Source organism: Pseudomonas sp. WC2 (genome assembly GCF_050586545.1).
GTDB lineage: Bacteria > Pseudomonadota > Gammaproteobacteria > Pseudomonadales > Pseudomonadaceae > Aquipseudomonas.
This window is the reverse complement of the sequence record NZ_JBOBDR010000004.1, coordinates 305,837-331,992: the sequence shown is the minus strand read 5'-3', so window position 1 is coordinate 331,992 and position 26,156 is coordinate 305,837. Positions and strand designations below refer to the sequence as shown.

The following is a 26,156-nucleotide window of genomic DNA, read 5'->3' as shown; positions in this document are numbered from 1 at the left end:
GAGCAGCACCATGAGCCTCAGACTCGGCGACATCGCCCCCGACTTCGAACAGGATTCCAGCGCCGGCAAGATTCGTTTTCACGAGTGGCTGGGCGATAGCTGGGGCGTGCTGTTCTCTCACCCGGCGGACTTCACCCCGGTGTGCACCACCGAGCTGGGCTTCACCGCCAAGCTCAAAGATGAATTCGCCCAGCGCGGCGTCAAAGCCATTGCGCTGTCGGTCGACCCGGTGGACTCGCACCACAAGTGGATCGAAGACATCAACGAAACCCAGAACACCATCGTCAACTTCCCGATCCTGGCCGATGCCGATCGCAAGGTTTCTGATCTGTACGATCTGATCCACCCGAACGCCAACGATACGCTGACCGTGCGTTCGCTGTTCGTGATCGATCCGAACAAGAAAATTCGTCTGACCATCACCTACCCGGCGAGCACCGGGCGCAACTTCCACGAGATTTTGCGGGTGATCGATTCGCTGCAACTCACCGACAACTACAAAGTGGCCACCCCGGCCAACTGGCAGGACGGTGAAGAGGTGGTGATCGTGCCTTCGTTGAAGGACGAGGAAGAGATCAAGCAGCGCTTTCCGAAGGGCTATCGCGCGGTGAAGCCGTATCTGCGCCTGACGCCACAGCCGAACAAGTGATCTCACCGGGCAGACCGTTCCCACGTCGAGGCGTCGAACCGTCCGCGTGGGGTGCCGCCCGTGACGCTCTGCGTCACAGTGGACGCGGAGTATCCATGGATTCATTCCCACGCAGAGCGTTGGAACGATCAGTGGTAGCTACTAAGCAGGGGATTTCAGGCCGTTTCGACGGCCTTTTTTTTCGCCTGAAACAACGCAAATCTTATATCTCCAAAACGCATAACCAAATGAATAAATATGATTTATGGATATATAAATCAGCTGGTAAGGTCACTCCCATCGAAGCGAGATCGCAACCTGCGAATCGCCTGTAACGCTTAAGGAATTGTCTCGATGCTGGTCGTCTCACTCGGTGGCAGTCCCAGCCTGCGCTCCCGTTCCGGGGTGCTGCTGGAGCGCTCGCAACGTTGGTTGCAGCAGCAAGGGGTGGAAGTGGTGAGTTATCAGATTCGGGATTTCCCGGCCGAAGATCTGCTCCACGCCCGCTTCGACAGCCCGAAGGTCCTCGACCTGCTGCAACAGATTGAAAACGCCGACGGCCTGTTGATCGCCACGCCGGTGTACAAGGCCTCGTTTTCCGGCGCGTTGAAGACGCTGCTGGATCTGCTGCCCGAGCGCGCCCTGAATCACAAGATTGTCTTGCCCATGGCCACGGGCGGCAGCATCGCCCACATGCTGGTGGTCGATTACGCCCTCAAGCCTGTGCTGTCGGCATTGAAAGCCCAGGAAATGCTTCAGGGGATTTTCGCCGAGGACAGCCAGATCGCTTACGGCGAAGGCAGTGCCGCCGCACAACTGGCACCGGCGCTGGAGCAGCGACTGCACGAAGCGCTGGATCAGTTTGTCGGCGCCATGGCCCGCCGCCCGAAACCGCTGGAACCGGGCCTGTTGAACGAACGTTTATTGAGTGCTCGCTGGAGCATTTAAGCCACACCCGAACTTGATGTACTTCACCTTACTCAGCCGCTAACGGCCAAGCAGGTGCAGCCAAAACCCAACAGCAAAAAGGAGAGCGCTATGCGCACTGTATTTTTGCGTCGTGGTCTGGTCGCTCTGTTTGCTGCGGCTGTCACCTTCGGCGCCATCACCCAAGCTCAAGCCGAGACATTGCGGATCGGTTATCAGAAGTACGGCACGCTGGTGCTGCTCAAAGCCAAAGGCACGTTGGAAAAACGTCTGGCCGCCCAAGGCGTCGACGTGCAATGGACTGAATTCCCCGGCGGCCCGCAGTTGCTGGAAGGCCTGAACGTCGGCTCGATCGACTTCGGCGTGACCGGCGAAACCCCGCCAGTCTTCGCCCAAGCTGCTGGTGCCGATCTGCTCTACGTCGCCTACGAACCGCCAGCGCCAAATAGCGAAGCGATCCTTGTGCCGAAAGACTCGCCGATCAAATCGGTGGCCGATCTCAAAGGCAAGAAAGTCGCCCTGAACAAAGGCTCCAACGTTCACTACCTGCTGGTGCGTGCACTGGAAGACGCCGGCCTCAAATACAGCGACATTCAAACCGTATTCCTGCCGCCCGCCGATGCTCGCGCCGCGTTCGAACGTGGCAGCGTCGACGCCTGGGTCATCTGGGATCCGTATCAGGCCGCCGCCGAGAAACAACTGCAAGCGCACACCCTGCGTGACGGCAAAGGCATCGTCGACAACCACCAGTTCTATCTCGCGACCAAGCCATACGCCGAGAAAAATCCTCAGGTGATCAAGACCCTCGTTGAGGAAGTGCGCGCGGTCGGCGAATGGTCGAAAGCCAATCCTGAAGACGTGACTCAACAAGTCGCGCCACTGCTCGGCCTGCCGGCGGACATCACCCTGACCTCGGTGAAACGCCAGGGCTACGGCGCGCTGTTCCTGACCCCGGAAGTGGTCGCCGCGCAGCAGAAAATCGCTGACACGTTCTTCCAGCTCAAGCTGATTCCGAAGCCGCTGAGCATCAAGGATGTGATCTGGACACCACCGGCCGCTGTGGCCCAAAGCTCGGCCACCCAAGCCCAGTAACTCGAATTCCTAAGGAGACCACTCCATGAGCCTCAATATCTTCTGGTTCCTGCCTACCCACGGTGACGGCCATTACCTTGGCACCGCCGAAGGCGCTCGCGCCGTTGACCACGGTTATCTGCAACAGGTCGCGCAAGCGGCGGATCGTCTGGGCTTCGGCGGTGTGCTGATTCCGACTGGCCGCTCCTGCGAAGACTCGTGGCTGGTGGCGGCGTCGCTGATCCCGGTGACCCAGCGTCTGAAATTCCTCGTTGCGCTGCGCCCCGGGATCATTTCCCCGACGGTCGCAGCGCGGCAGGCCGCCACGCTGGATCGTCTGTCCGGCGGCCGTGCGCTGTTCAATCTGGTGACTGGCGGTGATCCGGAAGAATTGGCCGGCGACGGTCTGTTCCTCAGCCACGAAGAACGCTATCAGGCCTCGGTGGAATTCACTCGTATCTGGCGTCGTGTGCTGGAAGGCGAAACCGTGGATTACGACGGTCAGCACATCAGCGTGAAGGGCGCCAAGTTGCTCTATCCGCCGATCCAGCAACCACGCCCGCCGCTGTACTTCGGTGGCTCGTCGGAAGCCGCGCAGGATCTGGCCGCTGAACAAGTCGAAATGGTCCTGACCTGGGGCGAGCCGCCAGCAGCCGTCGCCGAGAAGATCGCCCAAGTGCGCGCCAAAGCCGCCAAGCTTGGCCGCACCGTACGTTTCGGTATTCGTCTGCACGTGATCGTCCGCGAAACCAACGCCGAAGCGTGGCAAGCGGCGGATCGTTTGATCTCGCATCTGGACAACGACACCATCGCTCGTGCTCAAGCTTCGCTGGCGCGTTTCGATTCCGTCGGCCAGCAACGCATGGCTGCACTGCACGGTGGCAGCCGCGACAACCTCGAAGTCAGCCCGAATCTCTGGGCCGGCGTCGGTCTGGTGCGCGGCGGTGCCGGTACGGCGCTGGTTGGTGATGGCCCGACGGTGGCTGCACGCGTGAAGGAATACGCGGATCTGGGCATCGACACCTTCATTTTCTCGGGTTATCCACACCTCGAAGAATCCTATCGCGTCGCTGAACTGCTGTTCCCGCACCTCGACATCGAGCGTCCGGAACTGCCGAAAAGCGCCGGTTATGTCAGCCCGTTCGGCGAGATGGTCGCCAACGACATTCTTCCCAAAGCCGCGTCGCAGAGCTGAGGCGCGCCATGAAGAAAATCATCCACAGCCTCGCGCCTTGGGCGTTGCCGGTGTTGCTGCTGGCGGTGTGGCAGTTGTCGGTGTCGGCCGGTTGGTTGTCGACGCGGATTCTGCCGGCACCGGTGGCGGTGATCGAGGCCGGCGTGAGCCTGGTGCGCAGCGGCGAAATCTGGACGCACCTGGCGATCAGCGGCTGGCGTGCGGCGCTCGGTTTCACCATCGGCGGCAGCATCGGTCTGGTCCTGGGTTTCATCACCGGCCTGTCGAAATGGGGCGAACGCCTGCTCGACAGCTCGGTGCAGATGATCCGCAACGTGCCGCACCTGGCGCTGATTCCGCTGGTGATTCTGTGGTTCGGCATCGACGAGTCAGCGAAGATTTTTCTGGTGGCACTGGGCACGTTGTTCCCGATTTACCTGAACACCTATCACGGCATCCGCAACGTCGATCCGGCGCTGGTGGAAATGGCGCGCAGTTACGGCTTGAGCGGTTTCAGCCTGTTCTGGCAGGTGATTCTGCCGGGCGCGCTGCCTTCGATTCTGGTCGGTGTGCGCTTCGCCCTGGGCTTTATGTGGTTGACGCTGATCGTCGCCGAAACCATTTCCGCCAGCTCCGGCATCGGCTATCTGGCCATGAACGCCCGGGAGTTTTTGCAGACCGACGTGGTGGTGCTGGCGATCCTGCTTTACGCGGTGCTCGGCAAACTCGCCGACCTCGCGGCTCGTGGACTTGAACGTGTGTGGTTGCGCTGGCATCCGGCGTATCAGGTTGCCAAAGGAGGTGCAGCATGACCGCTCAACAACCTCCACGCCTGCTGCGCGGGATTCCGTTGGCAGTGCGCAACCTGCAGAAAACCTTCGGCGCGCGGCAGGTGCTGCGTGACATCGATCTGCACATTCCGGCGGGGCAATTCGTCGCCGTGGTCGGGCGCAGTGGCTGCGGCAAAAGTACCTTTTTGCGCTTGCTCGCCGGCCTCGATCAACCGACTGGCGGCGACTTGCTGGCCGGCTCTGCACCGCTCAGCGATGCGCGGGAAGACACCCGATTGATGTTCCAGGAAGCACGTCTGCTGCCGTGGAAAAAGATCATCGACAACGTGGGCCTCGGCCTCAAAGGCAATTGGCGCCCGAAAGCGCTCGAAGCACTGGACGCGGTCGGTCTGGCGGATCGTGCCAATGAATGGCCGGCAGCGTTGTCCGGTGGGCAGAAGCAGCGCGTTGCCCTCGCGCGGGCGCTGATCCATCAACCGCGTTTGCTGCTGCTCGATGAACCGCTAGGCGCACTGGACGCGCTGACGCGCATTGAAATGCAGCAACTGATCGAGCGTCTCTGGCAGCAACGCGGCTTCACCGTGCTGCTGGTGACCCACGACGTCAGCGAAGCGGTGGCGATTGCCGACCGGGTGATTCTGATCGAGGACGGCGAAGTCGGTCTTGATCTGCATGTGGAACTGCCGCGCCCGCGAGTGCGTGGTTCGCACAGACTGGCGGCGCTGGAAACCGAAGTGCTTAACCGTGTTCTCTCCCTGCCCGGCGAACCGCCGGCGCCGGAACCTGTTTCACCACTGCCTACGCAACTGCGTTGGGCGCAATGAAGCAGCTGCGAGCTTCAAGCTACGCGCTACAAGTAGAAGCGCTGTGCTTTTGCTTGCCGCTTGTAACTTGCCACTTGCCGCTTATTTCGACCTCAGGAGAAATATCATGACTATCAAAGCCATCAACGTCCGTAACCAGTTCAAAGGCTCGATCAAGGAAATCGTCCTCGGCGACGTGCTGTCGGAAATCGACGTGCAGACCGCGTCCGGCATCGTTACTTCGGTGATCACCACCCGCTCGGTCAAAGAGCTGGAACTGGTGGTCGGCAGCGAAGTGATCGCCTTTGTGAAATCCACCGAGGTGTCGATCGCCAAGTTGTAAGCCGGTGAGCAAAAAACAACCCCGGAGGGCGTGAGCCCTTCGGGGTTTTTTGTGATCGTTCCCACGCTCCGCGTGGGAATGCCTCTAGGGACGCTCCGCGTCCAGTGACGCGGAGCGTCACGGGCTGCATTCCCACGCAGAGCGTGGGAACGATCATGGCTCAGCGCTTGGGCAGATACGGCGGCAAATACAGGCCGATATAAGCATCAAACACGCGCATCCCTTCCTCGGCCATGCGCGGGGTGATCTGCCCATGTTGCTGCACCGAACGCGCATAAACCCGGTCGCCCAGCTCCATCGCCAAGGCAAACACATCGACATCCTCCGGCAGCCTTGGCAACTCGAAGTGATGGTCGAACAGCTTGTGCATCAGGTCGCCCAGCTCAATGTCGTGCTGGCGGTCAGCCTGGGTGACCTCGGTCAGACCGTGTTGCGCGAGGATCAACTGGCGAGCCGCCGCGTCTTCGCCATAGATCTCCAGCATCCGCTGCTCGATCAGCCGCGACAGATCGCGCCAGTCACGCAAGGCTGCATGATCGATCGGTGCTTGCAGGCACGCGCGAAAAGCCGCATGAACATCCGCCGTCAACGCTTCGAGCAGCGCCGGTACGCTGGCGAAAAAGTGGTACACGGAGGAGGGCGGGATCTGCGCACGTTCGGCGACGCTGTAGATCGACAGACTGGCCACACCCTCGGCGGCCAGCAGCGTACGAGCGGCGTCGAGTATCGAGTCGATGCGCGCCTGACTGCGGGCACGCGGTTTGCGGACGGGGGCGGGTCGCGTCATGGAAGTCTCCTGCGGGGCAGCGGGCATTGTACGAGCCGGCTCTTGTGTTGTCTTGTCGGCCAGCGAGCCGCCGCAGGCGGCCATAAAAAAACGCCGTTGGCTAAATCGGCCAACGGCGTTTTTTCCTGAAGCTACAACCGCTTAAACGGTATGCAGATACCAGTTGTACTCAAGGTCGGAGATGGAGTGTTCAAACTCCTCCAGCTCGCTTTCCTTGCAGGCGACGAAGATATCGATGTACTTCGGATCGATGTACTTGGCCATCACCTCGCTGTCGTCCAGCTCGCGCAGGGCATCGCGCAAGTTGTTCGGCAGGCTTTGTTCGTTCTGCTCGTAGCTGTTGCCTTCGACTGGCGCGCCCGGTTCGATCTTGTTGGTCAGACCGTGGTGCACGCCCGCCAGCACCGAAGCCATCAGCAGGTACGGGTTGGCATCGGCACCGGCCACGCGGTGTTCGATACGCACGGCATCGGACGAACCGGTCGGTACGCGAATCGCCACGGTACGGTTGTCGAGGCCCCAGCACGGCGAGTTCGGCACGTAGAACTGTGCGCCGAAACGACGATAGGAGTTGACGTTCGGGCAGAGGAAAGCCATCTGCGCGGGCAGGGTCTCGAGCACACCGCCGATCGCGTGACGCAGCGCGGCGTTCTGCTCGGGATCCTCGCTGGCAAAAATGTTTTTGCCTTCTTTATCCAGAATCGAAATGTGTACGTGCAGACCATTACCTGCCTGGCCCGGGTACGGCTTGGCCATGAAGGTGGTGTCCATTTCATGGTCGTAGGCGATGTTCTTGATCAGACGCTTGAGCAGTACCGCGTAGTCGCACGCCTTGATCGGGTCGGCGACGTGGTGCAGGTTCACTTCGAACTGCGCCGGGGCACTTTCCTTGACGATGGCGTCGGCCGGGATGCCTTGCTCTTTGGCCCCTTCCAGAATGTCCTGGAGGCAGTCGACGTATTCGTCGAGGTCGTCGATCAGGTAGACCTGAGTCGAGTGCGGGCGTTTACCCGAGATTGGCGAGCGTGGCGGCTGTGGACGGCCGTTCACGTTTTCCTGGTCGATCAGGTAAAACTCGAGTTCGAAGGCCGCGCAGATGGTCAAGCCAAGCTCGTCAAACTTTGCAACAACTTGACGGAGCACTTCACGCGGATCGGCGAAGAAAGGGTCGCCTTCGAGTTCGTGCATGGTCATCAACAGTTGCGCGGTCGGGCGCTTCTGCCATGGCTCGTTGCACAGGGTATCGGGGATTGGATAGCAGATTCGATCGGCGTCACCGATGTCCAGGCCCAGGCCGGTGCTTTCCACCGTGGAGCCGTTGATATCCAGAGCAAATAGAGAGGCCGGCAGGTTGATGCCTTTCTCGTAAACCTTGTGGAGACTGGTGCGTTCAATGCGCTTGCCGCGCACCACACCATTCATATCCGCAATCAGAAGGTCAACGTACAGAACCTCAGGATGTTCCTTAAGGAACGCGTTCGCTTCGTTAAGCTGAACGGCACGCGGGGGTACCGACATGATGCAACACCTTTGTTGTTAAAAATATCAATCATTGATCTTTTCTGGTTTCAGTCAACCCGAACGGCCTGCCGAAGTCAAGCAAGGGCTTTTTTGCCCTAAAAAAGCGCCGCAAGGGCATTTATGGGGCACTTTGGGGCGCTTTTTGGTCTCTGGGACGCTCGCCACCCGCAGGCTTGAGCAGGCCGTGTTGTATTTTTTACGGGGGTGTTGTGTAAAAAAATGAACAAGGCTAAGCTCCGATCAAACCCATAACAGCAATAATACCGGGGTGCTTCATGTCTCGCCTGCCGTTAATCGGCATCACCGACTGCTCGCAACAGGCCGGTCTGCATGCTTATCACATCAGTGGCGACAAATCCGTCCGTAGCGCAGCCAGCAAGGCTCGCGGTTCATCGACGTTGTTCTCGTCAGCAGCCGTCGAAACCCTAGCGTCCGATATTCTGGACGTACGGCGAAGCATCCGGTTTATGGCGTCTCCTCCCAATATAGATCGCTTTCACTCCCAAAGCCTGTGCCGTCTTCCCAGACGTGCTCACGATTCTGCACGCCTGAACTGTGCACAGGAAATGCAACGCCAGCGTAAAGGGCAGGTAAGCTCCTCTTTCATTGTCTATGCGCGGTGCCCGGCGTAAGCCCGCACTGCGCACAAGCAAGGCCCCCTTTAACGCGACGCGCAAGCGTCAAACTTTGCCTGACATCATGTCAGGAGACTCAGCCCAGAGGCATTTATGAGTACCAACCTCGACCAGCTCACCGATTGGTTGAAAGACCACAAGATCACAGAAGTCGAATGCATGATCGCCGACTTGACCGGTATCACCCGGGGCAAGATTTCGCCGACCAACAAGTTCATCGCCGAGAAGGGCATGCGTCTGCCAGAAAGCGTGCTGTTGCAGACCGTAACCGGCGACTATGTCGAAGACGACATCTATTACGAACTGCTCGACCCGGCCGACATCGACATGATCTGCCGCCCCGACCAGAACGCCGTGTACATGGTGCCGTGGGCCATCGAGCCGACCGCGCAGGTGATCCACGACACCTACGACAAGCAAGGCAACCCGATCGAGCTGTCGCCGCGCAACGTCCTCAAGAAAGTCCTCAAGCTCTATACCGACAAGGGCTGGCAGCCAATCGTGGCGCCGGAAATGGAGTTTTACCTGACCAAGCGCAGCGACGACCCTGACTATCCGTTGCAGCCGCCGATCGGTCGCTCGGGCCGTCCGGAAATCGGTCGTCAGTCGTTCTCCATCGAAGCGGCGAACGAATTCGACCCGCTGTTCGAAGACGTCTACGACTGGTGCGAACTGCAGGAGCTGGACCTCGACACGCTGATCCACGAAGACGGCACGGCGCAGATGGAAATCAACTTCCGTCACGGCGACGCCCTGTCGCTGGCTGACCAGATTCTGGTGTTCAAACGCACCATGCGCGAAGCCGCGCTCAAGCACGATGTGGCTGCGACCTTTATGGCCAAACCGATGACGGGCGAGCCGGGCAGTGCGATGCACTTGCACCAGAGCATCATCGACATCGAGACCGGCAAGAACGTCTTCTCCAATGAAGACGGGACCATGAGCCAACTGTTCCTGCACCACATCGGTGGTCTGCAGAAACTGATTCCTGAATTGCTGCCGTTGTTCGCGCCGAACGTCAACTCGTTCCGCCGCTTCCTGCCGGACACCTCGGCTCCGGTAAACGTCGAATGGGGCGAAGAAAATCGCACCGTCGGCCTGCGTGTACCGGATGCCGGCCCGCAGAACCGCCGTGTGGAAAACCGTCTGCCGGGCGCTGACGCCAACCCGTATCTGGCGATCGCCGCGAGCCTGCTCTGCGGTTACATCGGCATGGTCGAAGGCCTCAATCCAAGCGCGCCGGTGGTGGGCCGTGGTTATGAACGCCGCAACCTGCGCCTGCCGCTGACCATCGAAGACGCGCTGGAACGTATGGAAAACAGCGCGACCATCGAGAAGTACCTGGGCAAAACCTTCATCACGGGCTACGTCGCGGTAAAACGGGCCGAGCATGAAAACTTCAAGCGCGTGATCAGTTCCTGGGAGCGTGAGTACCTGCTCTTCGCCGTCTGATACGCCAGGCGCGGCCCTGAAAAGCCGCGCCTTCACCGATAACAAGGAGAATTGGCATGACCAGCAACAACCCGCAAACCCGCGAGTGGCAAGCACTCAGCAATGATCACCACCTGGCCCCGTTCAGCGATTTCAAGCAATTGAAAGAGAAGGGCCCGCGGATCATCACCAACGCCAAGGGCGTTTACCTGTGGGACAGCGAAGGCAACAAGATCCTCGACGGCATGGCCGGTCTGTGGTGCGTGGCCATCGGTTACGGTCGCGATGAGCTGGCCGATGCGGCCGCCAAACAGATGCGCGAACTGCCGTACTACAACCTGTTCTTCCAGACCGCGCACCCGCCGGCACTGGAACTGGCCAAGTCGATTGCCGACGTCGCGCCGGAAGGCATGAACCATGTGTTCTTCACCGGTTCCGGCTCCGAAGGCAACGACACCATGCTGCGCATGGTCCGCCACTACTGGGCGATCAAGGGCCAGCCAAACAAGAAAGTCATCATCAGCCGCAAGAACGGTTATCACGGTTCGACCGTGGCCGGCGCGAGCCTCGGTGGCATGACGTATATGCACGAACAAGGCGACTTGCCGATCCCGGGCATCGTGCACATCGCGCAGCCGTACTGGTTCGCTGAAGGTGGCGAAATGTCCCCGGAAGAGTTCGGTATCTGGGCGGCCAATCAGCTGGAAGAAAAGATTCTCGAAGTCGGCGTGGACAACGTCGGTGCCTTTATAGCCGAGCCGATCCAGGGTGCCGGCGGCGTGATCATTCCGCCCGACACCTACTGGCCGCGCATCAAGGAAATCCTCGCCAAGTACGACATCCTCTTCGTCGCGGACGAAGTGATCTGCGGTTTCGGCCGTACCGGTGAGTGGTTCGGTAGCGATTTCTACGACCTCAAGCCCGACATGATGACCATCGCCAAGGGCCTGACCTCCGGCTACATCCCGATGGGTGGCCTGATCGTGCGCGACACCGTGGTCGCGGTGCTCAACGAAGGCGGTGATTTCAACCACGGCTTCACCTACTCCGGTCACCCGGTGGCGGCAGCGGTGGGTCTGGAAAACATCCGCATTCTGCGCGATGAAAAAATTATCGAGAACGCGCACAACGAAACGGCACCGTATTTGCAGAAACGTCTGCGGGAACTGAACGATCACCCGTTGGTGGGTGAAGTTCGCGGAGTCGGTCTGTTGGGCGCGATCGAGCTGGTGCAGGACAAGGCCACTCGCAAGCGTTACGAAGGCAGGGGCGTCGGCATGATCTGCCGCCAGTTCTGCTTCGACAACGGCCTGATCATGCGCGCTGTGGGCGACACCATGATCATTGCGCCGCCGCTGGTGATCAGCAAAGCGGAGATCGATGAGCTGGTTACAAAGGCACGTAAATGCCTGGACCTGACCCTCAGTGCGTTGCAGGGCTAAGTGCTAGGCTTTGAGCGGGGGAGCCGTGGCGCTCTCGCTCAAAGCTGTCAGAAAGGCTGGTCTTTTCTTGAAAGACCGCCTCGGATCTTGCCAGACTAGCCGCGGTTCCAGTTGTCCGGGTTCGGCCGCTGAACAAAGTGGTTCAAAAAAGAAAAATTTGGAGCATTAACGCATGAAGGCATTAGGCAAAAAGCTCGCTGGCAAGACTCTGCTCGCCATGTCCCTGATGGGAATCATGGCGGCTGCGGCGCAGGCGGACGACAAGGTGTTGCACGTCTACAACTGGTCCGACTACATCGCTCCGGACACCATCAAGAAGTTTGAAGACGAGTCAGGCATCAAGGTCGTCTACGACGTCTTCGACAGCAACGAAACCCTCGAAGCCAAACTGCTCGCAGGCAAGTCCGGCTACGACATCGTCGTGCCGTCGAACAATTTCCTCGCCAAGCAGATCAAGGCTGGCGTCTACCAGAAGCTGGACAAGTCCAAGCTGCCTAACTGGAAAAACCTGAACACCGATTTGCTCAAAGCCGTGTCGGTCAGCGACCCGGGCAACGAGCACGCATTCCCGTACATGTGGGGCTCGATCGGCATCGGCTTCAACGCCGAGAAGGTCAAGGCTGCACTGGGTGCCGACGCGCCGGTCGATTCGTGGGATCTGATCTTCAAGCCGGAAAACGCGGCCAAGCTGAAATCCTGCGGCATCAGCTTGCTCGACTCGCCTACCGAGATGATTCCGGTGGCGCTGCACTACCTGGGCCTGCCAACCGACAGCCAGAAGAAAGAAGACATCGACAAGGCTGAAGCGCTGATCATGAAGGTCCGTCCTTCGATCGCCTACTTCCACTCGTCCAAGTACATCTCCGACCTGGCCAACGGCAACATCTGTGTCGCCGTGGGTTACTCGGGTGACATCTACCAGGCCAAGTCCCGCGCGGCTGAAGCCGGTGACAAGGTGAAAGTCAGCTACAACATTCCGAAAGAAGGTGCTGGCAGCTTCTACGACATGGTCGCCATCCCTAAAGATGCCGAAAACGTCGAAGGCGCCTACAAGTTCATGACCTTCCTGCAGAAGCCGGAAGTCATGGCCGAGATCACCAACGCCGTGCGCTTCCCGAACGGTAACGCCGCTGCAACCCCACTGGTTGATAAAGACATCACCAGCGATCCAGGCGTTTACCCACCGGCTGACGTACTGGCCAAGCTGTACGCGATTGCCGACTTGCCGGCCGCGACTCAGCGGATCATGACCCGCAGCTGGACCAAGATCAAATCCGGTAAATAAGCCGGTTTGAAGCAGCAACCGCTGGCTGTCGTTCCCCGTGAGGGCGGCCAGCGGATTAATTAAATGACAGGAAGTTTTGCAGGAACGGTTTTTCGAGGGTAAGTTGCGCGCCGGTTTTGTTGCCGGGCAGCCTTGGCTGTCATGCAGCGCGGGGCAACTTGGGCCCAACTAATTTAGAGGACCTCCACTTGCCTATTTTTTCTTCTTTGCGCAAAGCCCTGCTGGCCACTGCCGGCCTGACGATTGCTGTCGGAGCCCAGGCCGCCGGTACGGTGCATATTTATAACTGGTCCGATTACATCGGCGAGACCACCCTGGCCGACTTCCAGAAAGCCACCGGGATCAAACCGGTCTACGACGTGTTCGACTCCAACGAAACCCTGGAAGGCAAGCTGCTGGCCGGGCGCACCGGTTACGACGTGGTCGTGCCGTCGAACCACTTCCTCGGCAAACAGATCAAGGCGGGCGCGTTCCAGAAGCTCGACCGCTCGCAACTGCCGAATTATTCCAATCTCGACCCGGCGCTGCTCAAGCGTCTGGAACAGAACGATCCGGGCAACCTGTACGCCGTGCCGTACCTGTGGGGCACCAACGGCATCGGGTACAACGTCGATAAAGTGAAGGCTGTGCTGGGCGTCGACAAGATCGACTCGTGGGGCGTGCTGTTCGAGCCGGAGAACATCAAGAAGCTGCAAAGCTGTGGCGTGGCGTTCCTCGATTCGGCTGATGAAATGATGCCGACCGTGCTCAACTATCTGGGCCTGAATGCCAACAGCACCAATCCGAAGGACTACGAAAAAGCCACCGACAAGTTGCTCGCGGTGCGCCCTTACGTGACCTACTTCCACTCTTCGAAATACATCGGTGACCTGGCCAACGGCGACATCTGCGTGGCCATCGGTTTCTCCGGCGATATCTTCCAGGCGAAGAACCGCGCAGCCGAAGCCAAGAAGGGCGTGAACATCGCCTACGCGGTGCCGAAAGAGGGCGGCGCGCTGTGGTTTGACATGCTGGCGATTCCGAAGGACTCGTCGAACGTGAAGGAGGCCCATGCCTTCATCAACTATCTGCTGAAACCTGAGGTGATCGCTCAGGTCAGTGATTACGTCGGTTATGCCAACCCCAACCCGGGTTCGGACAAACTGATGGAACAATCCATCCGGACCGATGCGTCGGTGTATCCGCCGCAGGCCGTTATCGACAAGGCTTATGTGTCGACCGAGTTGCCACCGAACATTCAGCGCCTGATGACCCGCAGCTGGACCAAGGTCAAATCGGGGATGTAAGGCACACACTATCCTGGGTTCGCCTTGCGGGGCGGACTGCATTGTTTTTTTCTGGGAGTTTCGTAAATGGCAGTTGCCTCCGGCGCCTATAAGAAAGCCCTCGAGGGCGACCAGACACCGAAACAGGTGTTGGTCAAAATCGACCGGGTCACGAAGAAGTTCGACGAGACGATTGCCGTGGACGACGTGTCCCTGGAAATCAAAAAGGGCGAAATCTTCGCTCTGCTCGGCGGTTCGGGATCGGGCAAATCCACTCTGCTGCGGATGCTGGCAGGGTTCGAACGGCCCACGGAGGGGCGCATTTTCCTCGACGGCGTCGACATCACCGACATGCCGCCGTACGAGCGACCGATCAACATGATGTTCCAGTCGTACGCCTTGTTCCCGCACATGACCGTGGCGCAGAACATCGCCTTCGGCCTCAAGCAGGACAAGATTCCGGCGGCTGAAGTCGACGCTCGCGTGGCCGAAATGCTCAAGCTCGTGCAGATGAGCCAGTACGCCAAGCGCAAGCCGCATCAGCTGTCCGGCGGCCAGCGTCAGCGTGTGGCCCTGGCCCGTTCGCTGGCCAAACGCCCGAAGCTGTTGCTGCTCGACGAACCGATGGGCGCGCTGGATAAAAAACTGCGTTCGCAGATGCAGCTTGAGCTGGTGGAAATCATCGAGCGCGTCGGCGTGACCTGCGTCATGGTGACCCACGACCAGGAAGAGGCCATGACCATGGCCGAGCGCATCGCGATCATGCACCTGGGCTGGATCGCCCAGATCGGCAGCCCGATCGACATCTACGAAACCCCGACCAGCCGTCTGGTCTGCGAATTCATCGGCAACGTCAACATCTTCGAAGGCGAAGTGATCGACGACGCCGAAGGCTACGCGACCATCACCTGCAAGGACCTCGACCGGCAGATCTACGTCGGCCACGGCATCAGCACCTCGGTGCAGGACAAATCGGTCACCTACGCGATCCGTCCGGAGAAGCTGCTGGTCACCGCCGATCAACCGACCTGCGAATACAACTGGTCGAGCGGCAAGGTGCATGACATCGCCTACCTCGGCGGTCACTCGGTGTTCTACGTCGAATTGCCGAGCGGCAAACTGGTGCAGTCGTTCGTGGCCAACGCCGAACGTCGCGGCGCGCGTCCGACCTGGGGTGATCAGGTCTACGTGTGGTGGGAAGACGACAGCGGCGTGGTACTGCGCTCATGAACATGCGCAAATTCAAACGCCGCATCAACCGAATAATCCCCAATGGCCGGCAGTTGGTCATCGGGGTCCCGTTCATCTGGCTGTTCCTGTTCTTCATGCTGCCGTTCTTCATCGTTCTGAAGATCAGCTTCGCCGAAGCCGACGTGGCCATTCCGCCGTACACCGAGATCTACACGTACGCCGAGCAGAAGCTGCAACTGCTGCTGAACCTGGGCAACTACGCGATGCTGGCGGGCGACGAGTTGTACATCGCCGCTTACCTCGGCTCGCTGAAGATGGCGCTGATCAGCACCATTCTCTGTCTGGTCATCGGTTACCCGATGGCCTACGCCATCGCCACCGCGCGTAAAGAGATGCAGACGGTGCTGGTGCTGCTGATCATGATGCCGACCTGGACGGCGATCCTGATCCGCGTTTACGCGTGGATGGGCATCCTCAGCAACAACGGTTTGCTCAACGGCTTCCTGATGAGCATGGGGTTTATCGACGAGCCGCTGCAGATCCTCAACACCAACCTGGCGGTGTACATCGGCGTCGTTTACTCGTACCTGCCGTTCATGATCCTGCCGCTGTACGCCAACTTGGTGAAGCACGATCAAAGCTTGCTGGAAGCCGCTTCCGACCTCGGTTCGAGCACCTTCAACAGCTTCTGGAAAATCACCATTCCGCTGTCCAAGAACGGGATCATCGCCGGCTGCATGCTGGTGTTCATCCCGGTGGTAGGCGAGTTCGTGATTCCGGAACTGCTTGGCGGTCCGGAAACCCTGATGATCGGTAAAGTGCTCTGGCAAGAGTTCTTCAACAACCGTGACTGGCCGGTGGCGTCCGCGCTGGCGGTGGTGATGCTGGCGATCCTGATTGTGCCGATCATTCTGTTCAACCGCAGTCAGGCCAAAGAAATGGAGGGCAAAGAATGAAGCGCATCCGTTTCTCCAGCCTGATGCTGGTCATCGGTCTGTTGTTCATCTACCTGCCGATGCTGATCCTGGTGATCTACTCGTTCAACGCCTCGAAACTGGTGACGGTGTGGGGCGGCTGGTCGATCAAGTGGTACGTCGGCCTGCTCGACAACACGCAACTGATGGGCTCGGTGCTGCGCTCGCTGGAAATCGCCTGCTACACCGCGGTGGCAGCGGTGGCGCTGGGCACCCTGGCGGCGTTCGTGCTGACCCGCATCACGCGCTTCAAGGGCCGCACGCTGTTTGGCGGCCTGGTGACGGCGCCGTTGGTGATGCCCGAAGTCATCACCGGTCTGTCGCTGTTGCTGCTGTTCGTGGCCATGGCGCAGATGATCGGCTGGCCACAGGAACGTGGCATCGTCACCATCTGGATCGCCCACACCACATTCTGTGCGGCGTATGTGGCGGTGGTGGTGTCGGCGCGTCTGCGTGAGCTGGACCTGTCGATCGAAGAAGCGGCGATGGACCTCGGTGCCCGGCCGTGGAAGGTGTTCTTCCTGATCACCATCCCGATGATCGCGCCCTCGCTGGCGGCGGGCGGCATGATGTCGTTCGCGCTGTCGCTGGACGACTTGGTGTTGGCCAGCTTCGTTTCGGGTCCGGGTTCGACGACCCTGCCGATGGAAGTGTTCTCGGCGGTGCGTCTGGGCGTGAAGCCTGAGATCAACGCCGTGGCGAGCCTGATTCTGCTGGCGGTATCGATCGTGACCTTCATGGTCTGGTTCTTCAGCCGCCGCGCCGAAGAAGCGCGCAAAAAGGCGATCCAGCAAGCCATCGAAGAAAGCGCTGCCGATTCGTGGAAGCAGCCTGACGTGCGTCGGGCGCCGTCGCCGGAAGCGGCGTAAGCCATATCGGGTTGGCCTCATTCTCGAGGTCAACCCAAATCCCAATGTGGGAGCGAGCCTGCTCGCGAAGGCGGAGTGACAGTTGACTCAATGTTGGCTGACACACCGCTTTCGCGAGCAGGCTCGCTCCCACATTTCGTTTTAGGCAGTCCAGGGAGATTGACGGATGACTTCAACAAAGTTCATCGGCTTGAATCCCGGCTCCTGATCCTTCAGTACATCGGTCTTCACGTTGCCAAACGTGGTCTGCGGACGATGGCGCAAGCCATCAGCAAACGCGCAGATAATGCATTCCTTGAAGCCTTCTCCACGCGGGTGCGCATGCACCACCGCTTCGCGCTGCATGGTGCTGAATGCCGCGTAATCCATCCCCAGCACATCCATCTCTACGCCGGCGGTCACGAGTGCCACGGTTGGGCGCAAATGCTTGGGCACGCCCGGTGTGGTGTGCAAGGCAATCGACAGCCATACCTGTTCGATGTCGTCGTCGCTCAACCCGTACGGCTTGAGAAACGCTGCTGCCGCGTTGGCGCCATCCACTTCAAAACGCTCATCATCGCTGCGATGACCTTCGACCAGACCGAGGTCGTGGAACATCGCGCCGACGTAAAGCAGCTCTGGATCGTAGGCCAGTTGCTGGCGCTCGCCACTCAACGCGCCGAACAGAAAGACCCGGCGCGAGTGGTGATAGAGCAGGTCGGATTCGATGTCGCGGATGTAGTCGGTGGTGGCGCGGGCGAGGGCGCTGTCGGGGATTTTGATGCCGGCAATGATCGTGCTCATGGGAAGTTTCCTCACTGAAACGCCGTCGTGGCGCTGATGGGGAAAGTCTGTGCCCGGGGCTGAAAGCGAACAATCGATGCATGGCTGCGATCCTTGCCAATCAACCTGCAAATCGTGCCAACTCGGCTCAGAGACCCACAGGAGGTGCAAAGCCATGACCAGAACCGTCGCCATCGTTGTATTCGCAGGCGTGCAGTCGCTGGATGTCAGCGGCCCGATGGATGTGTTCGCCGAGGCCAACCGCTTCCTGCCGCCTGAGGATCACTATCGGCTCGAAGTGATCGGCGTGGAGCACGGCTCGATGGCCTGTTCCAACGGTTTGATCCTGAATGCCCATCGGCATTTCAGCGAAGCACTCGACGCTTACGATCTGTTGCTGGTTGCCGGTGGGCCGCAATTGCCGTTCATGGAATTCGGCGCGACGTTCGACGGTTGGCTGCGTGAAGCCAGCGCACGGGCGCAACGTTTCGGTTCGATCTGCAACGGCGCATTCATGCTCGCGCGCGCCGGATTGTTGGAGGGACGTACCGTCACCACGCACTGGAACGATGCCGAGGCATTGGCGCAGTTGTGCCCGACCACGCAGGTCGATGCGGATCGCCTGTACGTCGAGGACGGCGCGCTCTACACCTCGGCGGGGGTCACGGCGGGGATCGATCTGTCGCTGTACTTGCTGGCGCGTGATCACGGCGCTGAGGTGGCGTTGAGCGTGGCCAAGCGCCTGGTGGTGTTCACCCAGCGCTCTGGCGGTCAATCGCAGTTCAGCCCGTTCCTCACGCCGCACGCGGAACCAACGTCGGCGGTGGCGATGGTGCAGTTGTATGTGCTGGCCAATCTCACTGGCGATCTGACGATTGCCGATCTGGCCACTGCGGCGAACATGAGTGCGCGCAATTTCTCGCGGGTGTTTGCCCGGGAGGCGAAGGTGACGCCGGCTGAGTTTGTCGAAAGCGCGCGGGTGGATGCGGCGCGGGTGATGCTGGAGAGCACGACGGCGCCGTTGAAGACCGTGGCGTATCAGTGCGGGTTTCGCGATGCGCAGCATATGCGCGGGGTGTTTAACCGAAGGTTAGGCGTGACGCCGCAGCAGTTTCGGCTGAATTTTGCGGTGATGGTTTGAGCCTCATCGGAACGCCGCCCGCCCAGCCCTCCCGAAACGTCGGACCGTCCATAGGGAGAGGGGGCCGACCGCGGTGTCTGGCGTTTTACATCGACCTGAAAGACCTTAGCGATTATGGATTCGGCAAAGCAGGGTCAGGTCAGTGTAAGCCATGAGCATCCCCCGATCAGTCCCCTCTCCCTACGGGCGGTCCGACGTTTCGGGAGGGCTAGGGTGAGGGGCTTTTAAGGTGCCCGCGCTGGCAACAACTTCAAGGTACTGCGCGTATTCGCCGTCACCTCTTCCTCGCTGAAATGCGCCTGCACATACATGCCGTCGACATACGCCTCGGCCTGATCGTCATAGTGGCTATCAAACGGCACACCACTCTGGCCGACCGGGTTGATCGTCAACCCATGCGCCGGATCGGCGAAATCCACCAAGCGCCGCGTCGACGGCCCATAAGTCACTGGCCACGGCGCTGGGCCGATTTTCGCCGACAGATTGTTCGGCACTTCATGACTGCCCGGCGCCGCAAACGGCCCGACGTTGAAAATCCGATCCAGCGGTTTCTGCTGCCCCAGCGGATGACCATGGGTCAGTGTGTGCGCCGCGCCCCATTTCCATTCGGCAGTGTTGTCGCCGAGGGTCAGCTTCAAGTGCTGCATGCTCGCCTGCCACGCCGTGCGCACGACATCGGCGCGAGTCTCTTTGGTCGGCGTGTTGCGGTTATCCCACCACGGTGAGTCAGCGTTCGCCGCCAGTCGTGGCAGCGCCGAATCAATCACCCGCGTCGACAGCAGGGTGTCGAAAAAGTCATTGCCCAACTCATCACGCATCGCTGCATCGGCGAGGTCGTAGAGGAACTGGTTGAACACCGTCGCACTGACCGAGTCCAGCGGATAGTCGCCCGGCCATTGCGCCAGTTGTTCGACCAGTTTCAGCTGTGCCGGATCGCTCACCACCTCGCGCAACACCGGCAGCAACGGCGCCAACACTCGCGGGCCGTAACCGGTCGCCGTGCCGAGTTGCAGTTTCTGATTGGCCTCGTTGCTCCACTTCACGTTCTTGTCGCTGAGCTGACGATTGAGCTGTTGGCCGCGATCGGCGAGGTTGTAGTAACCGGGAATCTCCATGCCGGTCGGCGACAGCGGCTGGAAGTTGGCCGAGACGATGTAGCCGCGCGCCGGGTTCTCTTCCTGCGGGTTGGCGCTGAACGGGTAGAAACCGTCCTTGTCCGCCTGATTGCTGCTGCCGTCGAGGATGAACTCCGGTCTGACCCCGACCGGACGCTTGGGCAGCAATGCCGAGGCCCACCAGGCGATGTCACCCTTGGCGTTGGCGTAAACCAGGTTCAGCCCTGGTGCCTGCACTTTCGCCGCAGCGGCGCGGGCCTTGGCCAGCGTGTCGGCACGGTTGAGCTGGTAGAAACCTTCGAGGATCGGGTTCGGCGTTTCGAGGAACGCCCACCACATCGCAATCGGGGTTTTGCCGGCAGCGGTGCCCAAGGCATCGTTGACGATCGGGCCGTGGGGCGATTGGCGCAGCGTGAGGGTCACCGGCGTCTGGCCTTTCACGTTGATCTGCTGCTCGGTGACGACCATGTCGGTCCATTGGCCGCGATACCAGACCTGATTCGGATTGTCCGGGTTGATCTTCTCGGCGATCAGATCGAGATCGTCGTTCTGGAACATGGTCAGGCTCCAGCCGAAATCGAGGTTGTGGCCGAGAAAGGCAAACGGCACCAGCGCCTGATGATGGCCGTACAACTCAAAACCCGGCGCCGACAATTGCGCCTCGTACCACACCGACGGCACCGAGAAACGAATGTGCGGGTCACCGGCCAGCAGCGGCTTGCCGCTCTGGCTACGACTGCCGGCAATCACCCAGGCGTTGCTGCCCTCGAATTGCGGCAGGCCATTGTCGATCAATGCCTGTTCGCTGAGACGGGCGAGGGCGTTGAGGTCTTTCCAGTCGCCAGCGGCGAGGCTCGGCGTCGACTTGCCATGCTCCTTGGCGAGCACGCCTTTGGGCTGCCAGTCGAGGTCGAAGACGTTAAGGTAGTCGGCGCCGAGCTGATCGCGCACATAGGTCAGCAACGGTTCAGTGCGAAACGCCGCGGCAAAGCTGTAGGCCATGTAGCCGGCGACGCTGATGCTGTCTTCGGCGGTGAACGCCCGCTTGGGGATGCCTAGCACGTCGAACTCGATCGGTGCGGCGTGGGTGTCCTGATATTGGTTGATGCCATCCAGATACGCTTGCAGACCCTTCCACGCCGGCGATTGTTTATCGAGACTGGCAACGTAACTGGCGGCGCGCTCGCGGATGCGCAGGCTGCGGAACAGTTTGTCGGTATCGAGCAGTTTCGGCCCGAGCACTTCGGCCAGTTCGCCACGGGCGAGGCGGCGCATGGCTTCCATCTGGAACAGCCGATCCTGGGCGTGCACATAACCGAGGGCGCGATAGAGGTCGGTTTCGTTCTCGGCACGAATGTGCGGCACGCCGCGTTCGTCATAGCGTACGGTCACTGAGCCCTGCAGGTTGCGCAGCTCGACCTGACCTTGTCGCGTTGGCTGTTTGCTGTAGACGTACCAGCCTGCGCCGGCGAGCAGGACAACGATGAGCAAGGCAAGAACGGTGAACACGCGCTTCATGGTGACTCCTTGTGCAGGCGGGATTGCCGCCCGTCGGGCTGCAAACAATTAGCACAGACCGTTGGGCCGGTGCAGCGCTGTCCTTGAAAAGTCCGGAATGCCTTACTTCGTCTCCACCGGCCACGGGCAGTAGCAACCGACCGCCAGGGTGTGCGTGGCGTTGACCGGGCGATCGTCTGTCAGGGCATTCAAAATCGGTTCGATGAAGCTGTTGCTGGAGTTGCAGGTCAGGCCTTCGCTGTACGGGCCGAAGTAGGCCAGTTTGCCGCTGCGGTCCCAGATCGCCACAGCCGGGCTGGCGGGCACCTGTTCCGAACCGGGCAACACGGTGATGGTTTTCAGGCTGCTGAGAGTGGCGGGCAATTGGCCGTGGCTGCCGGTTTTTTGCACCGAGAAGAACTCGACGCCCTTGGCGCTGAACTGCTCGACCATTTCGGTCAGGTGCTGTTGATTGCCGACGTTGCACGGGCAGGCGGGGTCCCAGAAATGCACCAGACGAATCGGTCCGGGCCCGGCGAGATCGTCCGGCAGGCGCAGCGGATCACCGGAAAACACTGCCGTGTGTTCGCTGAATGCGCGCAGATAACGCCCCTGAAACCAGTCGTACGCCGCCCACAGCACCCCGGCGCAGATCAGCGCGAGCAGGCTGGCAAACAGTGCGGTGCGGTAGGGCGAACGCATGGATTTGGTTCCTCAGAGGCGGGCTAGCTTGCCATGCTTGCCGCGACAGATGAATATCGCAGGCCGATAAAGTCTGTTTACCGTTTTGGAATTCCCGCATGCCTGCCACTTTCGACCCCGATCAAATCCGCGCCAGCCTTAAGCCTTTGGCCGAGTGGCAGCCGTTGTCGGACGAGGCCAAGGCTTATCAGCGCTTTTACCAGACCGACTTTCCGGAGCGTGATGTCTGGCGTGGCATGGGCCGTTTCGAGGTCGATGGCTATGAACTGGTCAGCCATTGCTGGTGGCCGGAGAAGGTCAAGGCCACGCTGTTTCTGCTCCACGGTTACTACGACCATACCGGCCTCTACCGGCATGTGATCGAGTGGGCGCTGGATCAGGATTTTGCCGTGATCGCTTGCGACTTGCCGGGCCATGGTCTGTCGAGCGGGCCGCGCGCGAGCATCCGCGATTTCTCTGAATATCAGGACACCCTGCAAGCGTTGTTCGCCGAAGCGCAGTCGATTGCGCTGCCGCAACCGTGGCACTTGTGCGGGCAGAGCACGGGCGGGGCGATTGTGGTTGATCATTTGCTTAACCATGCGGAAAACAGCCCGGCGCAGGGCCAAGTGATTTTGATGGCGCCACTGGTGCGGCCGCGGGCGTGGGGTTGGTCGCAGCTGAGCTATTACTTGCTGAGGCCTTTTGTTCGAGGGGTCACGCGGCGCTTCAGCGAGAACTCCAATGATCCGGATTTCCTGCCATTTCTGCAGGCCGATCCGTTGCAGCCACGGCGCTTGCCGACGAAATGGGTCGGCGCTCTGTCGCGCTGGATCATTCGCGTCGAACACGCGAAAAAAAGTCCGCGACGGCCACTGATCATTCAGGGGCAGGCGGACATGACGGTCGACTGGCAGCACAATTTGCAGGTGTTGAAATGGAAGTTCGATCGGCCGCAGATTCTGCTGCTGGCCGAGGCGCGCCATCATCTGGCGAATGAAACGGCGGAGATGCGTGAGGAGTATTTCGAGTTTTTGAGCAAGCGGATCAGGGGCCGGAATCTTTAGCGCCTGTGAGGGCCTCTTCGCCGGAACGCCGCCCGGAGCCGGCTCGCGAAGGCGGCCGGTCAGGCGCTAAAGATCATTGCCCGACCGCCAACCCCGCCCGAATCGCCGCCAGCGCCGCCTGGTAATAAGCCTTGCCCTCAGCCGATTCAGCAAACGTCGCAAACTCTTCCAGCTCTTCATCCGACAGGTCGCGATAGACGTAGAGCAACGTGTTGTTGATGTCCGCGCCGATCTGATCCATCAAACGCTGACGCTGACCGTTCAACATGCCCTGCGCCTGACCACCGCCGAGCAGCCCCGGGATCATCGAACTCAAGCTGTCCGCCGCAACGCCGGCAATCGCCAGGCTGACTTCGGCGCCGGCTTCGCGGGCCGGCAAGGCTTGGGCGAGGTGGCCGATGATCAGCAGGCGGCTGTCGCTGACCTGCATCTTCGGCAGACCCTTGGCGTTTTTCGCCAGTTGATCGCGGCGGGTCGCAAGCAATTCGGCGGCGACGATTTTCTTGCCCAATGGCGATTGAAAGAAGGTCAGCGCCGGTTTCGGATCGGCGAGCGTCTGCCGCAACTGGGCTTCGGCGCGTTGATCCACGGCCTGCGGGGCGAAGCGCTGGTTGCTGTTGTTCACCAGTGCCTGAAAAACGGCCGGCGGCAGGCTGTTCTGATAGCGCTGCTGGGCGGCGCTCAGGGCATCGTTGAAATGCGCGCGTTGTTCTGGCCAGCCGGCGACCTTGTACAGCTGATCGTGGCCGTCCGCCCAGGCGGGCAAAACACAGAACATCAACAGTGAAAAAAGCAAACGGCGCATAGGGACTCCTGTCAGCAGCGGACTATTCTCCGTGCGGTGCCGGTACTTGTCGAGAATTCGTAGCAAGCCGCCGCGTGGCTCTGTCGGATTTTTCGCCGGCGGCATACTATGCGCGCCATGCAAATATCCTCTGAACACCCACTGCTGTTACGCATTGTCGACGACCTGGCCGAGCATGGCTGGTCGCAGCAGAACATATTCCTGCCCGCCGGTTTGACCCGCGAGCTGGCCGCCGAGTGCCGTAAACGTGAGGCCGAAGGTGAGCTGGCGCCAGCGGCGGTCGGGCGTGGGCCGTTTTCAGAGATCCGCGAGGGTATCCGTGGCGACCACATTCAGTGGATCGACCCGGGCCAGGCCGACGCCAGCGACCGCTATCTGAAGCTGATGGACAGCCTGCGCGAAGCGCTCAACCGCGGCTTGTTCCTCGGCCTCGAAGACTTCGAATGCCATTTCGCCCTGTACCCGCCCGGTGCGTTTTATCGCAAGCATGTCGACCGCTTCCGCGACGATGACAAGCGCATGGTTTCGGTGGTGGTCTACCTCAATGAAGGGTGGCTGCCGGAGGACGGTGGTCAGTTGCGCATGTACCTGAGCAATGAGCGCGTGCATGACGTGCAGCCTACCGGCGGTTGTCTGGTGGTGTTCCTTTCCGGCGAAGTGCCGCACGAAGTGCTGCCCGCGAACCGCGAGCGCCTGTCGCTGACCGGTTGGTTCCGTCGTCGTGGCAACGAGCCGTTCTGAGATGAACAGGATTCTGGTCAGCCGCTGTCTGCTGGGTCACCGCGTGCGTTATGACGGTGGCGCGAGCGGGCCGTTTGATCTGCTTGAGCAGTGGATTGCCGAAGGGCGCGTGGTGCCGTTGTGTCCGGAAGTCGCGGGAGGTTTGCCAACGCCACGGGCGGCGGCGGAGATTCCCGGAGGGCAGGGCGCTGAGGTGCTGGATGGAACTGCTGCGGTGATCACCACCGAAGGCGAGGATGTGAGTGCGCAGTTTCTGGATGGTGCGCGGCAGGCGCTGGCGTTGGTGCAGAAACACGGCATCCGCGTGGCGGTGCTGAAAGCCAACAGTCCTTCGTGCGGGAATCTTTTGACGTATGACGGGACGTTCAGCGGCGCCAAAGTCTCCGGTGAAGGTGTAACCGCTGCGCTGCTCAAACGCCATGGCGTGCAGGTCTTCAGCGAACTCGAACTGCCGCAAGCCGCGCTGGCGCTGACACAACTCGACTGACCATTCACCCCAAAACACTGTGGGAGCTAGCCTGCTGGCGATTGCATTGGATCAGTCTCCACCAACTTTGGTGGATCCACCGCTATCGCCAGCAGGGCTAGCTCCCACAGGTTTTGTGTTCACTTCGGATTTTCAGTGGGCTGCGCGGTGAGCCACTTCTCGGACAACGCCGCCAAGCGCCCATCCGCTTTGATCCGCTGCATCGCGCTCGCAAGGCTGGCCTGGAACGCCGGATTACCCTTCTGAAACGGTATCGCCAATTCCACCGGCGCGCTGGCCTTTGGCTTTGCCTCAGTCAATGTCTGCACCAGAACCATAGGCTGCGGCTGTTCATCTTTCTTCGCCAGCAACTGCGAATCGACCTTGCCGTAAGGCGCGCTGAAGTCGAAACGATCCTTGAGTTCGGGTGTCAGTGCTATGTGGTTGAGCGCGACGTCGTACTTGCCGCTTTCGACGCCCTGGAGCAGATCGGCCTCGTCGGTGACGATGAAGTCGGCGCGAACATCCAGTTCGTTGGCCAGCAGTTGTCCAAGCTCGACCTCGAACCCCGTGAGTTTGTCGCCGTCATCCTTGTAATTGAAGGGCGGTGTATTAGCCTCAAGGGCTATGCGCAACTCGCCACGGTCGTTGACGTCATCAATCAGTTCGGCGTGAGCCAAAGGGCTCAAAAGGGGTAGCAGGCAGATCAGGCCAGGCAAAAAGCGCATGGTCACTCCTTTGAAA

Annotated in this window: 25 protein-coding genes; 18 read left to right on the top strand and 7 right to left on the bottom strand. The window is 60.3% G+C overall.

Annotation, left to right across the window (positions count from 1 at the left end; translation table 11 throughout):
* The first annotated feature begins 10 nt into the window (after positions 1-10).
* From ACQ4OE_RS07170 to ACQ4OE_RS07140, 7 genes are all read left to right on the top strand, one after another.
* A complete protein-coding gene (locus ACQ4OE_RS07170) occupies positions 11-649 on the top strand; it encodes a peroxiredoxin (protein WP_122594610.1) in 639 nt (212 codons plus the stop codon).
* A gap of 333 nt (positions 650-982) precedes the next feature.
* Positions 983-1,576, top strand: a complete 594-nt coding sequence (ssuE, locus tag ACQ4OE_RS07165) for an NADPH-dependent FMN reductase (RefSeq protein WP_008085340.1) — start codon at positions 983-985, stop codon at positions 1,574-1,576.
* Positions 1,577-1,666: 90 nt separating this feature from the next.
* The gene (locus ACQ4OE_RS07160; protein WP_064389465.1) at positions 1,667-2,647 is read left to right on the top strand and encodes a sulfonate ABC transporter substrate-binding protein; all 981 of its coding nucleotides are present in this window, start codon (positions 1,667-1,669) and stop codon (positions 2,645-2,647) included.
* A gap of 25 nt (positions 2,648-2,672) precedes the next feature.
* Positions 2,673-3,821: an FMNH2-dependent alkanesulfonate monooxygenase gene (ssuD, locus tag ACQ4OE_RS07155; protein ID WP_430946213.1), complete on the top strand. Its 1,149-nt coding sequence runs from the start codon at positions 2,673-2,675 to the stop codon at positions 3,819-3,821.
* An 8-nt stretch (positions 3,822-3,829) separates the two neighbouring features.
* Positions 3,830-4,612, top strand: a complete 783-nt coding sequence (gene ssuC, locus ACQ4OE_RS07150; RefSeq protein WP_003229260.1) for an aliphatic sulfonate ABC transporter permease SsuC — start codon at positions 3,830-3,832, stop codon at positions 4,610-4,612.
* Positions 4,609-5,415: an aliphatic sulfonates ABC transporter ATP-binding protein gene (gene ssuB, locus ACQ4OE_RS07145; RefSeq protein WP_430946212.1), complete on the top strand. Its 807-nt coding sequence runs from the start codon at positions 4,609-4,611 to the stop codon at positions 5,413-5,415. Before ssuC ends, ssuB begins: the two co-directional genes overlap by 4 nt.
* A gap of 106 nt (positions 5,416-5,521) precedes the next feature.
* On the top strand, positions 5,522-5,737 hold the full coding sequence (locus tag ACQ4OE_RS07140) for a TOBE domain-containing protein (protein ID WP_003229256.1): 216 nt from the start codon (positions 5,522-5,524) through the stop codon (positions 5,735-5,737).
* Positions 5,738-5,897: 160 nt separating this feature from the next.
* On the opposite strand, the gene ACQ4OE_RS07135 is transcribed toward ACQ4OE_RS07140, so the two are convergent.
* Positions 5,898-6,524 carry a TetR/AcrR family transcriptional regulator gene (locus ACQ4OE_RS07135; RefSeq protein WP_122594613.1) on the bottom strand — a complete coding sequence of 209 codons (627 nt, stop codon included), beginning with the start codon at positions 6,522-6,524 and terminating at the stop codon, positions 5,898-5,900.
* A 141-nt stretch (positions 6,525-6,665) separates the two neighbouring features.
* On the bottom strand, positions 6,666-8,042 hold the full coding sequence (locus ACQ4OE_RS07130) for a glutamine synthetase family protein (protein ID WP_007913842.1): 1,377 nt from the start codon (positions 8,040-8,042) through the stop codon (positions 6,666-6,668).
* A 731-nt stretch (positions 8,043-8,773) separates the two neighbouring features.
* On the opposite strand from ACQ4OE_RS07130, the gene ACQ4OE_RS07125 reads away from it, so the two are divergent.
* From ACQ4OE_RS07125 to ACQ4OE_RS07095, 7 genes are all read left to right on the top strand, one after another.
* Positions 8,774-10,132 (top strand): glutamine synthetase family protein, encoded by a 1,359-nt coding sequence (locus ACQ4OE_RS07125; protein WP_122594614.1) that lies wholly within the window; start codon positions 8,774-8,776, stop codon positions 10,130-10,132.
* A gap of 56 nt (positions 10,133-10,188) precedes the next feature.
* A complete protein-coding gene (locus ACQ4OE_RS07120; protein WP_122594615.1) occupies positions 10,189-11,553 on the top strand; it encodes an aspartate aminotransferase family protein in 1,365 nt (454 codons plus the stop codon).
* Between the two features lie 172 nt (positions 11,554-11,725).
* Positions 11,726-12,838, top strand: a complete 1,113-nt coding sequence (locus ACQ4OE_RS07115; protein ID WP_430946211.1) for a polyamine ABC transporter substrate-binding protein — start codon at positions 11,726-11,728, stop codon at positions 12,836-12,838.
* Positions 12,839-13,026: 188 nt separating this feature from the next.
* The gene (locus ACQ4OE_RS07110) at positions 13,027-14,124 is read left to right on the top strand and encodes a polyamine ABC transporter substrate-binding protein (RefSeq protein ID WP_122594617.1); all 1,098 of its coding nucleotides are present in this window, start codon (positions 13,027-13,029) and stop codon (positions 14,122-14,124) included.
* 66 nt (positions 14,125-14,190) lie between these two features.
* A complete protein-coding gene (locus ACQ4OE_RS07105; RefSeq protein WP_122594618.1) occupies positions 14,191-15,333 on the top strand; it encodes a polyamine ABC transporter ATP-binding protein in 1,143 nt (380 codons plus the stop codon).
* A gap of 35 nt (positions 15,334-15,368) precedes the next feature.
* Positions 15,369-16,250, top strand: a complete 882-nt coding sequence (locus tag ACQ4OE_RS07100; protein WP_171057233.1) for an ABC transporter permease subunit — start codon at positions 15,369-15,371, stop codon at positions 16,248-16,250.
* Entirely contained in the window at positions 16,247-17,137 is an 891-nt protein-coding gene (locus tag ACQ4OE_RS07095; protein ID WP_007913861.1) for an ABC transporter permease subunit, read from the top strand. The genes ACQ4OE_RS07100 and ACQ4OE_RS07095 overlap by 4 nt, the downstream gene beginning before the upstream one ends.
* Before the next feature lie 141 nt (positions 17,138-17,278).
* Here ACQ4OE_RS07095 and ACQ4OE_RS07090 read toward each other — a convergent pair whose 3' ends face one another.
* Positions 17,279-17,920 carry an HD domain-containing protein gene (locus ACQ4OE_RS07090; protein ID WP_430946210.1) on the bottom strand — a complete coding sequence of 214 codons (642 nt, stop codon included), beginning with the start codon at positions 17,918-17,920 and terminating at the stop codon, positions 17,279-17,281.
* A 154-nt stretch (positions 17,921-18,074) separates the two neighbouring features.
* Here ACQ4OE_RS07090 and ACQ4OE_RS07085 point away from each other — a divergent pair, with 154 nt between their 5' ends.
* Positions 18,075-19,040: a GlxA family transcriptional regulator gene (locus ACQ4OE_RS07085; protein ID WP_430946209.1), complete on the top strand. Its 966-nt coding sequence runs from the start codon at positions 18,075-18,077 to the stop codon at positions 19,038-19,040.
* A gap of 224 nt (positions 19,041-19,264) precedes the next feature.
* Here the strand turns inward: ACQ4OE_RS07085 and ACQ4OE_RS07080 are convergent, their stop codons facing one another.
* A complete protein-coding gene (locus ACQ4OE_RS07080; protein ID WP_430946208.1) occupies positions 19,265-21,673 on the bottom strand; it encodes a penicillin acylase family protein in 2,409 nt (802 codons plus the stop codon).
* A 102-nt stretch (positions 21,674-21,775) separates the two neighbouring features.
* Positions 21,776-22,354, bottom strand: coding sequence for a DUF6436 domain-containing protein (locus tag ACQ4OE_RS07075; RefSeq protein ID WP_430946207.1), 579 nt, complete (start codon positions 22,352-22,354; stop codon positions 21,776-21,778).
* A gap of 98 nt (positions 22,355-22,452) precedes the next feature.
* Here ACQ4OE_RS07075 and ACQ4OE_RS07070 point away from each other — a divergent pair, with 98 nt between their 5' ends.
* Entirely contained in the window at positions 22,453-23,400 is a 948-nt protein-coding gene (locus ACQ4OE_RS07070; protein ID WP_430946206.1) for an alpha/beta hydrolase, read from the top strand.
* A 73-nt stretch (positions 23,401-23,473) separates the two neighbouring features.
* On the opposite strand, the gene ACQ4OE_RS07065 is transcribed toward ACQ4OE_RS07070, so the two are convergent.
* A complete protein-coding gene (locus tag ACQ4OE_RS07065) occupies positions 23,474-24,205 on the bottom strand; it encodes a DUF2059 domain-containing protein (protein ID WP_122594625.1) in 732 nt (243 codons plus the stop codon).
* A gap of 108 nt (positions 24,206-24,313) precedes the next feature.
* Here ACQ4OE_RS07065 and ACQ4OE_RS07060 point away from each other — a divergent pair, with 108 nt between their 5' ends.
* Both ACQ4OE_RS07060 and ACQ4OE_RS07055 read left to right on the top strand, forming a co-directional pair.
* Complete coding sequence (locus tag ACQ4OE_RS07060; protein ID WP_430946205.1) at positions 24,314-24,946, top strand: 2OG-Fe(II) oxygenase; 633 nt, start codon at positions 24,314-24,316, stop codon at positions 24,944-24,946.
* Position 24,947: 1 nt separating this feature from the next.
* Positions 24,948-25,433, top strand: a complete 486-nt coding sequence (locus tag ACQ4OE_RS07055) for a DUF523 domain-containing protein (protein ID WP_430946204.1) — start codon at positions 24,948-24,950, stop codon at positions 25,431-25,433.
* Positions 25,434-25,552: 119 nt separating this feature from the next.
* Here ACQ4OE_RS07055 and ACQ4OE_RS07050 read toward each other — a convergent pair whose 3' ends face one another.
* Positions 25,553-26,140 (bottom strand): transporter substrate-binding domain-containing protein, encoded by a 588-nt coding sequence (locus ACQ4OE_RS07050; protein ID WP_430946203.1) that lies wholly within the window; start codon positions 26,138-26,140, stop codon positions 25,553-25,555.
* Positions 26,141-26,156 lie beyond the last annotated feature (16 nt).